General features: G+C 65.6%; 11 protein-coding genes. 1 reads left to right on the top strand and 10 read right to left on the bottom strand.

Going from position 1 to position 13,472, the window contains the following annotated elements; genetic code table 11:
* Positions 1–43: 43 nt before the first annotated feature.
* From AB4Y35_RS26825 to AB4Y35_RS26785, 9 genes are all read right to left on the bottom strand, one after another.
* Complete coding sequence (locus AB4Y35_RS26825) at positions 44–328, bottom strand: DUF4148 domain-containing protein (protein ID WP_368706715.1); 285 nt, start codon at positions 326–328, stop codon at positions 44–46.
* Positions 329–544: 216 nt separating this feature from the next.
* Complete coding sequence (locus AB4Y35_RS26820) at positions 545–1,999, bottom strand: efflux transporter outer membrane subunit (protein WP_368706714.1); 1,455 nt, start codon at positions 1,997–1,999, stop codon at positions 545–547.
* Positions 1,992–3,209: an efflux RND transporter periplasmic adaptor subunit gene (locus tag AB4Y35_RS26815; protein WP_368706713.1), complete on the bottom strand. Its 1,218-nt coding sequence runs from the start codon at positions 3,207–3,209 to the stop codon at positions 1,992–1,994. The genes AB4Y35_RS26820 and AB4Y35_RS26815 overlap by 8 nt, the downstream gene beginning before the upstream one ends.
* The gene (locus AB4Y35_RS26810) at positions 3,199–6,471 is read right to left on the bottom strand and encodes an efflux RND transporter permease subunit (RefSeq protein ID WP_368706712.1); all 3,273 of its coding nucleotides are present in this window, start codon (positions 6,469–6,471) and stop codon (positions 3,199–3,201) included. The genes AB4Y35_RS26815 and AB4Y35_RS26810 overlap by 11 nt, the downstream gene beginning before the upstream one ends.
* 201 nt (positions 6,472–6,672) lie before the next feature.
* Positions 6,673–7,347: a response regulator transcription factor gene (locus AB4Y35_RS26805; protein ID WP_368706711.1), complete on the bottom strand. Its 675-nt coding sequence runs from the start codon at positions 7,345–7,347 to the stop codon at positions 6,673–6,675.
* Positions 7,348–7,387: 40 nt separating this feature from the next.
* A complete protein-coding gene (locus AB4Y35_RS26800) occupies positions 7,388–8,323 on the bottom strand; it encodes a LysR family transcriptional regulator (protein ID WP_368706710.1) in 936 nt (311 codons plus the stop codon).
* A 129-nt stretch (positions 8,324–8,452) separates the two neighbouring features.
* Positions 8,453–8,842: a hypothetical protein gene (locus tag AB4Y35_RS26795; RefSeq protein ID WP_368706709.1), complete on the bottom strand. Its 390-nt coding sequence runs from the start codon at positions 8,840–8,842 to the stop codon at positions 8,453–8,455.
* 208 nt (positions 8,843–9,050) lie between these two features.
* Positions 9,051–10,490 carry an MFS transporter gene (locus AB4Y35_RS26790; protein WP_368706708.1) on the bottom strand — a complete coding sequence of 480 codons (1,440 nt, stop codon included), beginning with the start codon at positions 10,488–10,490 and terminating at the stop codon, positions 9,051–9,053.
* A 46-nt stretch (positions 10,491–10,536) separates the two neighbouring features.
* Positions 10,537–11,139, bottom strand: coding sequence for a TetR/AcrR family transcriptional regulator (locus AB4Y35_RS26785; RefSeq protein WP_368694239.1), 603 nt, complete (start codon positions 11,137–11,139; stop codon positions 10,537–10,539).
* A 164-nt stretch (positions 11,140–11,303) separates the two neighbouring features.
* On the opposite strand from AB4Y35_RS26785, the gene AB4Y35_RS26780 reads away from it, so the two are divergent.
* Positions 11,304–12,392: an HPP family protein gene (locus AB4Y35_RS26780; protein ID WP_368688760.1), complete on the top strand. Its 1,089-nt coding sequence runs from the start codon at positions 11,304–11,306 to the stop codon at positions 12,390–12,392.
* Between the two features lie 18 nt (positions 12,393–12,410).
* Here AB4Y35_RS26780 and AB4Y35_RS26775 read toward each other — a convergent pair whose 3' ends face one another.
* A complete protein-coding gene (locus tag AB4Y35_RS26775; RefSeq protein WP_368706707.1) occupies positions 12,411–13,409 on the bottom strand; it encodes a sodium:calcium antiporter in 999 nt (332 codons plus the stop codon).
* Positions 13,410–13,472: the final 63 nt, after the last annotated feature.

The raw sequence follows: 13,472 nt of genomic DNA, 5'->3' as shown, positions 1-13,472 counted from the left end.
CGCGTGCCGTTCACCTGTGCCTGAAAAGCCCCGCCTGTCGTGCTCAGTGCGCGTAGAGCGTGGAGTTCAGGTACGCAAGCTGACCGTCCTGCTCCGCCTGAACGAGCTCGTGGTACACCTCGGCACGCGTCTTTTCATGGACCGGTTGCCCATAAGGGGGTACCCATCCGCCGGGCGCAACGGTGGGGGCCGTGTCGTTCGCCGCGACCTGGGTGGCTGCCGCGGGCTGGTTGGCCTGTGTGCCGGCGGCAGGCGCCGAAGTCTGTGCAAAAGCGGACGTGGCGGTGACGACACCGGCAAGCGCAGCGACGATCATGAGAGCCTTCATGTGACTATTCCTCCAGGAGTGAGATCGGTTAGCCGGTTAGCGAATGCGATAAATCGCATCCCGGTGTGAGTAGAATAGTTAGGTCACCCTATCGAAGCCGATGCAGCATCATGAAGAAATGTTTATCGGCATGAGAGGATTCGGTGAAAAGAAAAACCCCGCGCAGAGGCGGGGTTCGAGCGGAGATCAATGCGGCTCGCGCCGCTTCAGATGCGTTCAGGAAGCCGCCTTCCCCTCGTGGAGATCCTGCGTGCTCCAGCCGCCACCTATCGCCCGTATGAGGCCCACGGTGGCGTCGAGGCGCCGCGTGTCCAGTTCCAGCGAGGCAATCTGCGTGGAGAGTTCGGTGGTTTGCGCCGTCACGACGTCGAGGTAGCTCACCACGCCGTCGCGGTAGCGCGACATCGAGAGCGTGAGGGTGCTTTGTGCGGCGGCGAGCGCCTCGTCTTCGCGCTGCGCCTCGTCGCCGAGATGGTGCAGCAGCGCGAGGTTGTCCTCGACCTGCTGAAACGCACCTAGTACCGTGGCCTTGTACTGCGCGCCGTTTTCGGCGAGCTTCGCCTGCGCGCCGCGCACGCCCGCCGCGCGGCGCCCGCCGTCGAAGATCGTCATCATGAGCGTGGGGCCGATCGACCACATCTCGTTGGGCGCGACGATCCACGGCGAGAAGGTGTCGCTCTGGAAGCCGCCGTCGAGGCCGAGCGAGAGATCGGGGAAGAACGCGGCCTTCGCCACGCCGATCTGCGCGTTGGAGGCGGCGACGCGCCGCTCCGCCGCAGCAATATCGGGCCGCCGCTGCAGCAGCGCCGATGGCAGTCCCGCGGGCAGATTCGGCAAGTGCGGGCGGATCGTGTCCGGCGCGACATTGAACTGCGAGGCCGGCACGCCGATGAGCGTGGCAATGGCGTGTTCGTAAAGCGCACGGCGCGCGCTCACATCATCGGCTGCGGCCTGCGCCGAGGCGAGTTGCGTTTGCGCGCGCGAGACGTCGAGCGAAGAAGCGATGCCGCCGCGATGGCGGCTCTCGGTCAGCGCCAGCGCGTGACGATAAGCGGCGATGGTGTCGCCGAGCAGCTTCGACTGCTGGTCGAGTCCGAGCAGGTCGAACCACGTCCTGGCGAGCTTCGCCTGCAGGCTCAATTGCAGCGAAGCGATATCGGCCTCGCTGGCGGCACTCGACGCCTCGCCTGCCTTCACCTCGTTGCGGACCTTGCCCCACAGGTCGAGGTCGTAGCCGATACCCACGTCGAGCGTGTTCGAGTTGTACACGTTCGGCTGTTCCGAGCCGCGCAGCGGGCGCAGCGCCGACTGGCGCTCGCGCGAGACGTTCGCCTCGGCGCCGACGGTGGGTAGCAGTGCGGAGCGCGCCTGCGCGACGAGCGCATCGGCTTCGTCGTGACGCGCGAGCGCTGCCGCGACATCCGGATTCGCTTTCGCCACCTGCGGCTCGAGCTGATTCAGCACGGGATCGTCGAACGCACGCCACCACCCGTTGCGCGGGAGCTGGTCGGCGGGGCGTGCCGTCTGCCAGGCGCCCGCTTCCTTGAAGTGCGTGGGGATGGCCGTGGCGGGCGCGTGATACGTCGGCGCGAACGAGCACGCGGAGAGCAGCAGGGCCGCGGCAAGCGCAACGGCGCGTAACGTGTGTACAGGCACAGACTGCTTAGCCATGCGCACGCTCCGGGTCGTGCATGGCCGCGGTTTGCGTCGATTGTGCACCTTGAGCGTTGGTGGCCGCGAGGCGCACGAGGTCGCCGCTCGCAAGCGAATCCGGCGGGTTGTCGATCACGTGCTCGCCCGCATGCAGGCCGGAAGTGATCTCCACACGCGTACCGAGATCGGTGCCGATGGTCACGTCGCGCAACTGCACGTGCTGATGCGCGTCCGCGACGGCGACCTGCATACCGTGCGCGCGGAAGATCAGCGCGCTTGCGGGCACGAAGAGCGCGTGTGTGTCGCCCGGCATGGCGAGATGGACTTCGGTGTACTCGCCGGGGAAGAGCAGGCCTTGCTGGTTGTCCACGGCGAGCTGCACGAGCATCGTGCCCGAAGCAGGCGAGATCGACTGATCGGTGTCCACGAGCTTCGCGTCGAACTTCACGCCGGGGCGCTCGGGCACGGTGAGCGTGGCGTGCATGCCGGGCTTGATCGAAGCGGCATCGCTTTGCGGCACGCTCACGTACACGCGCAACTGGCTCGCATCGGAGACGGTGAAGAGGTCGGGGCCGCTGCCGCTGCCGGCGTCGATCAGCGCGCCCACGTCGGTCTTGCGTGCGGTGACGATGCCGTCGAACGGGGCCGTGATGCGCTTGAACGATTCGAGCGCCTCGAGCCGCCGCACATTGGCCTCGTTCGCCTCCACGGTGGCTTGCTTGGCGTTCAGGTCGGAGGTTTTCTCGTCGGCCTCCTGCTGCGAGACCGAGTCCTGCTTGAGCATCTCGGTCCAGCGCTTCGCCGTGGTGGCGGCGAGCCTTTCGTTGGCGACGGAGTTCTGCAGATCGGCGCGCGCCTGCTGTAGCTGCTGGTCGAGGTCGGGCGTGTCGATCACGCCGAGCAGCTGGCCCGCCTTTACGTGCGTGCCGATATCGGCGTACCACGCGTGCAGATAGCCCGATACACGCGCATAGATCGGCGCGTTGATGTAGGCGGCGAGGCGCCCCGGCAGCACGAGCGGCTCCGATGCCGGGCTTGCTTGCGGCTGCACGGTGGCGACGGTGGGAATGGCCTGCGCGTCGGTCCACGTGGCGAGTTCCTGATGCGCGTGTACACGGCTGAAGATGCCGCCGGACACGATGCCGGCCGCGACCATCAATGCGATGGCGGCAGTGGATTTCAGGTGACGCAGCGGCTGCGGCGAGGCGATGTCGATTTCAGTAGACATGGGCTTCTCCCGATTCGAGGGTAGGTTGATCCGTGGATGATTCGTCATGCTTGCTATCGTCGTCGCGGCCGCTTTCGCTACTTTGACCCTTGTGCACGAGGCTGAACACCACCGGCACGAACAGCAGCGTCGCGCAGGTCGCGCAGAGCAGGCCGCCGATCACGGCGCGACCGAGCGGCGCGTTCTGCTCGCCGCCGTCGCCCATGCCGAACGCCATCGGCGCCATGCCGATGATCATGGCGAGTGCGGTCATGAGCACGGGACGAAAGCGTGTGAAGCCCGCTTCGAGTGCGGCGCGCATGGCGTTGCCCGTGACGGCGAGACGCTCGCGGGCGAACGACACCACGAGAATGCTGTTCGCGGTCGCCACGCCCATGCAGAGAATCGCGCCGGTGAGCGCCGGCACGGAGAGCGGCGTGTGCGTGGTGAAGAGCATCCAGACGATGCCCGCAAGCGCGGCGGGCAGGGCGCTCACGATCACGAACGCATCGCTCCACGAGTGGAAGTTCACGACGATCAGCAAATAGATGAGCCCCACCGCACCGGCGAGACCCAGCAGAAGACCCGCAAACGCGCTGTTCATGGTCTGCACCTGGCCGCGCATGGTGACCGTCGAACCCTTCGGCAAGTCCTTCGCGGTTGCGTGAATCACCTTGTTGATCTGCGAGGAGACGGCGCCGAGATCGAGGCCCTGGGTGGTCGCATAGATGTCGTAGAGCGGTTCGATGTTGTAGTGCGAGACCACCGCGTCGCTCACGCCGCGCGTGATCGTGGCAATGCCGCCGAGAATCTGCGCACCGCCGCTCTTGCCCGTCACCGGCAGGTTCTGCAAGTCGGAGAGCGTGGTCATGCGGTACTGCGGCGTTTGCGCGACGATCGGGTAGGACACGCCATTCTTCGGATTGAGCCAGTAGGTGGGCGACACCTGGCTCGTGCCCGACAGGCTCGCTACCACGGAATTGGTCACGTCCTGCTCGGTGATGCCGAGTTCGTCGGCGCGCGAGCGGTCGACGGCAACCGTGAGTTGCGGATAAGTCGATGCCTGCTGGATGCGTGGGTCGGCAATGCCGGGAATCCGCGCGATTCTGTGCAGCAGTTCGTTCGCGTAGACCTTGTTCGCGGCCTGGTTCGGTCCGCTCACCTGCACGTCGATCGGCGCGGGCGAGCCAAAATTGAGGATCTGGCTCACGATATCGGCGGGCAGGAAGGAGAAGGTCGTGCCCGGAAAGCGGCGCGGCAATTCCGTACGCAGTTCGCGCACGTACTGCGCGGTGGGTGCGTGCGACTTGGCGAGCGAGATGAGAATGTCGCCATCCTGCGGCCCGATCGTGCCGCTGTTGTTGTAGGTCAGGTTGATGCCACTGTTCGGCAGCCCGATATTGTCGATCACGCTCGTGAGCTGGTCAGGCGGAATCGCTTCACGAACGGTGTCCTCGATATGGTCGAACAGGTCGGCGGTTTCCTCCACGCGCGTGCCGATGGGCGCGCGCACGTGCAGTGCGATTTCGCCGGAATCGATATCGGGGAAGAAGTTGCGGCCAAGGAATGGCGTGAGCGCGAACGAAAGCGCGACGATCGCGAGAAAGCCCACGACGAAGCGCCGCCGGTTCGTGAGCGCGAGACCGAGCACGACGCGATAGCCCGCGCGCACGCGTTCGAAGCGACGCTCGAACGCGCGTTGAAACAGCACGAGCGGATTGCACGTGTGCGGCGCTTGGTCGTGCGCACCATGCGGCGCCATAACGGCGGCTAGTTCGCCTGAGGCGTGACCCTGCGAAGCGTGCGGCTTGAGCAGGTAGCGCGCCATCATCGGCACGAAAGTGCGCGAGAGCGCGAACGAGGCGATCATCGCGAAGATCACGGCCTCGGCCATCGGCACGAACAGGAAGCGCGCAATGCCGTCGAGCAGCAGCATCGGCACGAAGACGATGCAGATGCACAGCAGCGAAACGAGCGCCGGCATGACGATTTGCGCTGCGCCGTCGAGGATCGCGCTGCGCACGTCCTTGCCCTGCTCGAGGTGCCAGTTGATGTTTTCGATCGTGACCGTCGCATCGTCCACGAGTATGCCGACCGCGAGCGCGAGGCCACCGAGCGTCATCACGTTGAGCGTCTCGCCGCACGCGGCGAGCCCTGCGATCGCGGCGAGCACGGCGAGCGGAATCGACGCGGCGATGATGAGCGTCGAGCGCCAGCTGCCGAGAAAGAGCAGGATCATCGCCGAGGTCAGCGCGGCCGCGATCAGGCCTTCGCGCGCCACGCCGCTGACGGCGCCCTTGACGAACACCGACTGGTCGGAGAGCGCAACGAGCTTGAGCCCCGGCGGCAACGACTGCTCGATTAGCGGCAGCTTCGCCTTCACGCCGGCGATGATGTCGAGCGTCGAAGCGGAGCCGTTCTTCATGATGCTCATGAGCACGGCGCGATGGCCGTCCACGCGCACGATATTGCTTTGCGGCGGATAGCCGTCGCGCACGTGGGCCACGTCGCGCATGTAGATCACCGTGCCATCCACGGTCTTGATGGGCAGCGCGTTGAGCTGATCGATCGTCAGTGGGCTGTTGTTCAGGCGTACGTTGTATTCGTAGCGGCCAATCTTCTGTGTGCCGGCGGGAATGATCTGGTTCTGCTGCGCGAGCGCGGTCGCCACATCCTGCGCGGACAGCTTCTTCGCCTGCAGCGCTTGCGGGTCGAGGTCGATCTGCACCTCGCGCACTTTACCGCCGTAAGGCGTGGGAATGGCGACACCGGCCACTGAAAGCAGTTGCGGGCGGATGAAGTTGGTCGCGTAATCCGCGAGCTTCTGCTCGTCGAGCGTATTGCTCGTGAGCGCGAGTTGCAGCACCGGCACCGTGGATGCGTTGTAGTTGAGGATCTGCGGCGGCGTCGTGCCGGGCGGCATCTGCTTGAGCACCGTCTGCGAAACTGAGGTGACCTGCGCGGTGGCCGTGCGGATATCGACCGCCGGCTGGAAGAAGATCTTCACTACGCCGTAGCCGCGAAACGACTGCGACTCGATATGCGCCACATCGTTGACGGTGGTGCCGAGCGTGCGCTCGTAATAGCTGACGATGCGGCCCGCCATGTCGTCGGGCTGCAGGCCCGCGTAGTTCCACACGACGCTGATCACGGGAATGCGGATGTCGGGAAAGATATCGGTAGGCGTGCGTAACGCCGCAAGCGGACCCGCGATCAGGATCAGGAGGGCCAGCACGATGAACGTATACGGACGGTTCAAGGCTAGCCGGACGATTTTCAGCATCAGAGGGGGCTCCGTTCAGGACATCGGCGCCAGCTGCACGCCACGCGTGGGGGCAGCCGACGCCGTTATTGTGTCGGGCGCGTCCTAACACGCGGGAGCCAGGCAAATGAAAAAAGATTTAGCCGCGCGCCGATCTCTTGAAGCCAAAGGACTACGAAATGAATGGAAGCAGAAAGAACGGCGGCAATGTTGAGGATCGCGTCAGCCGAGCAGATAACCCGAGCCGCGTATCGTGCGGATGAGCGAGGGTTGGCCCGGTGTATCCACGCGGTTGCGCAGGCGTCCCACGTGCACGTCGACGAGATTGGTGCCGGGGTCGAAGCGGCCGCCCCACACGCCTTCGAAGATCATGGTGCGCGTGAGCACCTGGCCCGCATGGCGCATCATGAATTCGAGCACGCGCAGCTCGGTGGGGCGCAGGCGCAGCACCTTGTCGCGGCAACTGAGCCGGCGCTTGACGAGATCGAGTTCGAGCGGGCCCACACGCAGTACGGTTTCCGTCGTCGTGGGGCGCGTGCGCCGGCGCACCAGCGCTTCGACACGGGCGGACATCTCGTCGATCGAAAACGGCCGTGTGAGGTAGTCGTCGCAGCCGGCCCGCAGGCCCTGGATGCGCTCCTCCACACCGGTGGTCGAACTCATCACGATCACCGGTGTTTCGATCCCCACGCCGCGCATGGTGGTGACGATCGTGAGACCGTCGAGGTCGGGCAGGCGCCGCTCGAGTGCGACGACGTCATAGTCGCCCGCCATCACCATCGCTATGCCTTCGCGGCCCGAGCGGGCAACGTCGACGGTGAAGCCGGTCGAGGCGAGCGTGGGCACGACGCTGCGCTCGGTAATGGCGTCGTCTTCAATGGTTAGTATTCTGGGCATGGCTTTGCACGCGTTGTGATGAAAAGAACGGGAGGCAACATCAGGCAACGGCGCGCAGCGGCGCCGGCGCAGATCGCGTCTGCGCCACGTGCGTGCGGAACTGCTCCACGGCGAAGTCGATGAAACTGCGGATCTTCATCGTGAGGTAATTGCGGCCGGAATAGACGATCGAGATGTGCTGCACGCCGCCGTTCACGTCGAACGCGTTGAGCACGGGCAAGAGCGCACCGCGCGCGAGGTCGTCGGCGACGAGAGGCAGCGGCAGCAGCGCGATGCCCATGTCGGCGAGCGCGGCGGCGCGCACGGTGGCGTAGCCGTTGGCCGTCATCGGGCCGTTCACGTTGATGCGTTGCACGCCCTCGGTGTTCGAAAACTCCCAGTAGCGCGGCGCATCGGAAACCGCGAGCAGGCCGTGCTCGGCCAGTTCGGCGGGATTGCGCGGCATGCCGTGACGCGCGAGCCAGGCGGGCGTGGCGACGAGCATCTCTTTGATCGACGTAAGCTTGCGGCTCACGAGCGAGGCATTCACGCTTTGGCGGTCGGTCGCGAAGCACACGTCGAAGCCGCCTTCGATGAGGTCGATATGCGTGTCGTACGCCGTCACGTCGAATTCGACGCGCGGGTTGACCGCGCGATACGCGCCGAGCACGGCGGGCAGTCCCGAGCTTGCAAATACCGCGGGCGCAGCGATGCGCAGTACGCCGCTAGGGTCGCGCGTGGCGCGCACGAGTTCCGATTCGACTTCATCGAGCTTCTCGATCACGGCGCGACAGCCATCCAGATAGAGGCGTCCCGCTTCGGTGAGCGAAAGGCTGCGCGTGGAGCGGTTCAGGAGGCGCATGTTCAGATGCGCTTCGAGCATGCCGACGCTGCGCGTGACGGCCGCGGCCGACATGCCGAGCTGCTTGCCGGCAAGGTTGAAACTGCTCAGATCGACGACGCGCGTAAAGACGCGCATGGCTTGGAGCTGGTTCATGGGCGATAGTCCTGGGCAGACGCGCCGCCACGAGGGCGAGCGCGGGCATTGACGCCGCGCGTGGCGGCGACGTTTCATCCACGCTACGTGCGTGGTCAGACGGGAAGAATGAGTGGGCCGGCAGCGCGCCTAATTGGGCAGCGCTTGCGCATAGGCATGCGCTTCGTGCTGCGCGGCGGCTTCGTGGGCCGAGAGTGCGGCCTTGAGCCGATGCAGGCTTTCGGTGGGAATGGCGAAACCCGCCCAGCCAAGGCCGGTATGGCGTAGAAACACCACGGTGCCGTCGAAGAGCGGATTGCGTTCCGTGTACCAGCTCGGATCGATCTCGAGCACATACTGATGCGAGCGCAAAGGTTGCTCGGGAACCGCTGGCTGCATGAGCGCGCGCAGCTTGCTGAGTTCCTCGATCAGGCCGTCCACATCGGGCGCGTCGAGCAGGGCGGCTTGACCGCTGACCTTCACGCACACCGCGTGCTGGCCGTATTCGTTGACGAGTTCGATCGACATCGGCTTTTGCATGTTGCGTTCCTCGCAGTGCTGAAACTGGAAGGCATTATCGGTGCCCAATCGGAACGCATGCTTTAAGTTGCGGCGCACTCCAGATGAAAACTAATTTAGAAAGCGACGATTCGCTTTCCCTTCATGGCGGCATGGCGCGCAGGCCGTGTTAGTCACGCGTCCCGATGCATGGCCATCGCTTCATGCAGGTGCAATCGAAGCACGTATTTCATACGTGTTGTTTGCGCAATTGCGGCACGGGATTATTGCGCCCGCCGGCGAGAAACGCTGCAACGAAAAGCAGCATGCCGATGATCGCAACGGTCGTCGCGAACGCGTGAGCCACCTGCGCGCTGCTCGCATCCGGCCCGGCAAGCCCAAAAAACAGGCCGCCGAGCAGCGCCACGGCGAGCGCGGCACTCACCTGCAAGAACGAGCTGACGAGCCCGGCGGCAAGACCGGACCAGCGTCGATCGACACATTCGACATTGCGCCTGACGAGCGCGGGCAGCGCCACGCCCTGGCCGAAACCGATCAGAAAGAGTGACGCGCTCAGCGCGTGCAGATGTTCGTCGTGAACAAGCATGGCAGTCCAAAATAATCCGCAGCCCTCGATCGCCATGCCGGCAGCCGCCGAACGATGCCCGAAAAGTCGCGCGATCAGCGGATTGAGCAGCGGCCCGACCAGAAAGCCGACGCCCAGGGGCAGAATACGCAAGCCGACTTCGAGCGGCGCGAGCCCGAGCGCACGCTGCACGTAAATCGCGAACATCATGAAGAACGGTGCGAGCGAATAGAAGAAGAGCGTGGCAACGAGCCCGCGCACGAGGCCGGGCGCGGCGAAGATGACGGGTGGCACGAGCGCATCGCGCCCGGCGTTCGCGACGCGCGCCTCGTAGCGCCAGAAGATCGCGAACAGGGGCGCGGCGGCAATGAGCAACGCCCACGTCCAGACCGGCCAGCCGCGCTCGCGGCCTTCGATCAGCGGCACGACGAGCGCAGCCAGCGCCATGGCGAGCAGGACCATGCCGCCGGGATCGAGCTTCGCGGGGTGGTCCGAGCGGCTTTCACGCACGAGCCAGTACGCCGCGGGCGCGGCCGCCATCACGACAGGCAGGTTGATGAGAAAGATGCTGCGCCAGCCGAGCCCGAACACGTTGGCCGAAACGAGCACGCCGCCGAGCGCCTGGCCGGCGACCGCCGCGATCCCATAGGCGGCACCAAAGAGACTGAGCGCAAGCCCCTTCTGATGCGCCGGAAAGAGCGCATGGATCGACGCCAGCGCCTGAGGCGCCATGACGGCCGCGGCGGCGCCCTGAAGGATGCGTCCCGTCACCAGCGCAGCGGGCGAGCTGGCGAACCCGCACACGGCCGAAGCCGCTGCGAACGCGAGGATCCCCACGAGGAAGATGCGTCGCCGTCCGTACAGGTCGCCGAGCCGGCCGCCCGTAATGAGAAAGATTGCGTAGGTCGCCGCATAGGCCGAAATCACCAGCTGCGCGATGTCGGCGCTGGCATGCAGGTCGGCCTGCATCGACGGCAGTGCGACGTTGACGATGAAGAAGTCGAGCGGCGGCAACAGCGTGCCCATCAGCAGCACCGTCAACGCCCACCAGGTGCGCGCGCCCGCTCGCGTGGGCGGCATTTCCACAGTCGAAAGGTTCGTCATGCGGCCTCCATATGGAACCATTCAGTTCCCAATTAAGCAAAAAAAACTAGCGGATGGCGCCGAGCGCGATTTCAGCGATTGCATCCATCGCATTCTCGCCGGCGTCGGTCTTGCCCAGCACGCGCATGCCTTCGATCGTGCAGAGCAGGAAGCGCGCGAGATCGTCGGCATTCTGGCCGGCGGCCAGTTCGCCCGCGGCCTGGCCACGCCGGATCGCGCCGGCGAGCAGCGCCTGCATGCGCGTGAACATGTCCGTGACGCGGGCTTTCACCTCGGCGTCGAAGGGCAGACACTCGGTGGCGGCGGCTGTCACCGGGCAGCCAGCCAGCCCTTCGAGGCCGGCGGAAAGGCGCACGTAATGACGCAGCGCCTCGCGCAGCGCGGTGCGCGCCGAGGCGTGCCGCAGGTTGCGCGTGAGCCGAGCGATACCGCGCTCGGTGTAGAAGTCGAGCGCCGCGAGAAAGAGCTGGTGCTTGTCGCCGAACGCCTTGTAGAGGCTGCCGCGCGAGAGTTGCGTCCCTTCGATCAGGTCGGGCAGCGACGTTGCCGCATAGCCGCGCGCGCGAAATACCTCTAGCGCGTTCTGCACGGCTTCCTGCTCGTCGAATTCGCGTGGACGGCCGGGGCCAGAACGGGTATCGGGTTTCATGTCGTTATTCTAGACCAAACGATTCCGAATTGCCGAGAAAAAACACGCGCGGCGAATCCAAACATGCATACAGGATGAATTATATGTATGCACAGAAATATCAATTGTTGATATTCGGCGTGCGTCGGTAATCTGGCCGACATACCGACCAGCCAGCCCCAGCTATGTCCCGCATCGCGCTCATCGAGTGGTTGACGAGTTTCGTGCCCAACCCGGCCGCGCCGCAATGGCGCGAGCGGGGGCGGCGCTGTGCCGGAGCGTTGATCGGCATCGCGTTCACGGGACTCGCAACCCACGTGATGTTCGGCGCGGCGGGCGACATCCCGCTGCTCGTGGCGCCCATGGGCGCGTCCGCGGTGCTGCTGTTCGGCGCGTCGGACAGCCCGCTTGCGCAACCGTGGTCGATTCTCGGCGGCAACTTCGTCTCCGCGCTGGTGGGCGTGGCGTGCGCGCAATGGATCGCGTCGCCGGTCGCCGCGGCTTCCGTGGCGGTGGCGCTCGCCATCTGCGCGATGTTCCTGTGCCGCTGCGTGCATCCGCCTTCAGGCGCGGTCGCGCTGACCGCCGTGCTCGGCGGCCCCGCTGTTCATGCGCTCGGCTTTCACTTCGTGCTCGCGCCGATCGTGTTCCAGTCCTTTGCGTTGCTCAGTGCGGCGCTCGCCTTCCACGCGCTGACCGGGCACCGCTATCCGCGCGCAGCGTTTCGTCCCACGCCGGAAGCCGCTGCCGCGCCGCTCGCCGCGCTCTCGCAACATCTGCTCGAGCCGCTGGATTTTCCGCAAAAGTCGTTCGAACAACTAACTTGTGAGGAAATCATGTCGATTGGCTGTCCCGCCGTGCCAGCGACCATGGGCGCGCGGGCGGCGCACGAGATGTTCCGCCGCCACGGTGCTTCGACGCTGCCCGTGGTCGATGCGATGGATCGCGTGGTCGGCGTCGTCACGCATCACGCGCTCGGCGACCTCGCACCGGCGGCTGGCCTCAAGCGTATCTGGAACTCGCTGCGCCGCGCGGTGCTGCGCGAGTCGGCGCGCGTGGAAGAAACGGTGGAAGCCGTGATGGCGGCCGGCGTGCACGCGGTCCATCGGGCCACGCCGCTCGCGCATCTGGTACCGATCTTCATCGAGCACGCCTACCACGACATTCCGGTGATGGACGATGCGCGGCGGCTGGTCGGCGTGGTCAGGCATTCGGACATGATCCGCTGGCTCCATCACCACGCGGGCACCGCCCAGGCCGCCGCGGCAGCCTGAGCCTGGCGCCCGGCCGCGTCACACCACGAACAGCAACGCCGCGAACACCGCATAGAGCCAGCCGACATGTGTGAGCTGACGGCTGCGTACCTTCGGCGCACGAAACGCCCACTGCAGGAACAGGATGGCGACCATCGTCGTCACGGCCGCGAGAATCGAAGGCGTGCCGAGATGCCATGGCGTGAAGAAGAGGCCGAACGCCGTGGGAATAGTGGCCTGAATCATCATCGCGCCGCTGATGTTCGCCAGTGCCAGCCGCTCCTTGCCCTGGCGCACCCAGATGATCGCGTTCATGATCTCGGGCAGCTCGGTGGCGATCGGGCTGAACAACACGGCGGTCAACTGCGGGCTCAGGCCAAGCCATGGTCCCACGGCGCCGATCTGCTGCACGAACAGATGCGAGGCCGCGAAGATCACCGCGAGCGCGCCCAGCGTCTGCAGCAGAATCCACACCATGGCCGGATTGTCGTCGTGCGGGCGCAGCTTCAGCGGCTCGAGATCGGCTTCCACCTCGCCGCTATCTTCAGCGGAAAGCTCCTTCCAGCAGTAGAACGCGTAGGCCGCGAGAAACGCGATCCCCAGTATCGGCTTGAAGCTGAACACCACGAGCCCGAGCGCGATCTTCGCGACGAAGATCGCGAGGAACCAGAGCTGGTCGCGGCGCAGACGGCGCGTATTGACGTCGACGGTAGCCGCGCGCTCGCGGCCCACGCGCTTCGCCGTCGCAAGCAACGCGAAGCCCACCACGGCATAGGCGATCGTGCTGAGCGCGAGCGGCCCGCCAATCGCGGCGCCTACGCCAATTTCCTTGTGCGCGGGATCGCCGCCGAAAGCGACGGCAACGAGCGTGACCACGCTCTCGGGCAGCGCGGTGCCGAATGCGGCGAGGATCGTGCCGGTGGCGGTTTGCGTGACCTTGAGCTTGTGGCCGAGCCACTCGACGCTATTGACGAAGGTCTCGCAGGACAGGTAGATGATGCCGGCCGCGGCAACGAGCAAGGCGAACGTCAAGATCATGACGAACGCTCCGTGGCGCAAATGAGGGGGTGATGCGGGGCGAGACGAGTCATTGTTATTGCC

Origin of the sequence: Paraburkholderia sp. EG286A, assembly GCF_040965375.1 — a bacterium.
Lineage (GTDB): Bacteria > Pseudomonadota > Gammaproteobacteria > Burkholderiales > Burkholderiaceae > Paraburkholderia.
Note: the sequence above shows the minus strand (reverse complement) of the source record. Positions and strands in the feature narration are given on the sequence as shown.

Bases quoted from the DNA above. Each gene is read 5' to 3' on its own strand.
- AB4Y35_RS26775 (WP_368706707.1), bottom strand. From the start codon at position 13,409: ATGATCTTGACGTTCGCCTTGCTCGTTGCCGCGGCCGGCATCATCTAC.
- AB4Y35_RS26825 (WP_368706715.1), bottom strand. From the start codon at position 328: ATGAAGGCTCTCATGATCGTCGCTGCGCTTGCCGGTGTCGTCACCGCC.
- AB4Y35_RS26795 (WP_368706709.1), bottom strand. From the start codon at position 8,842: ATGCAAAAGCCGATGTCGATCGAACTCGTCAACGAATACGGCCAGCAC.
- AB4Y35_RS26780 (WP_368688760.1), top strand. From the start codon at position 11,304: ATGTCCCGCATCGCGCTCATCGAGTGGTTGACGAGTTTCGTGCCCAAC.
- AB4Y35_RS26790 (WP_368706708.1), bottom strand. From the start codon at position 10,490: ATGACGAACCTTTCGACTGTGGAAATGCCGCCCACGCGAGCGGGCGCG.
- AB4Y35_RS26820 (WP_368706714.1), bottom strand. From the start codon at position 1,999: ATGGCTAAGCAGTCTGTGCCTGTACACACGTTACGCGCCGTTGCGCTT.
- AB4Y35_RS26810 (WP_368706712.1), bottom strand. From the start codon at position 6,471: ATGCTGAAAATCGTCCGGCTAGCCTTGAACCGTCCGTATACGTTCATC.
- AB4Y35_RS26805 (WP_368706711.1), bottom strand. From the start codon at position 7,347: ATGCCCAGAATACTAACCATTGAAGACGACGCCATTACCGAGCGCAGC.
- AB4Y35_RS26785 (WP_368694239.1), bottom strand. From the start codon at position 11,139: ATGAAACCCGATACCCGTTCTGGCCCCGGCCGTCCACGCGAATTCGAC.
- AB4Y35_RS26815 (WP_368706713.1), bottom strand. From the start codon at position 3,209: ATGTCTACTGAAATCGACATCGCCTCGCCGCAGCCGCTGCGTCACCTG.
- AB4Y35_RS26800 (WP_368706710.1), bottom strand. From the start codon at position 8,323: ATGAACCAGCTCCAAGCCATGCGCGTCTTTACGCGCGTCGTCGATCTG.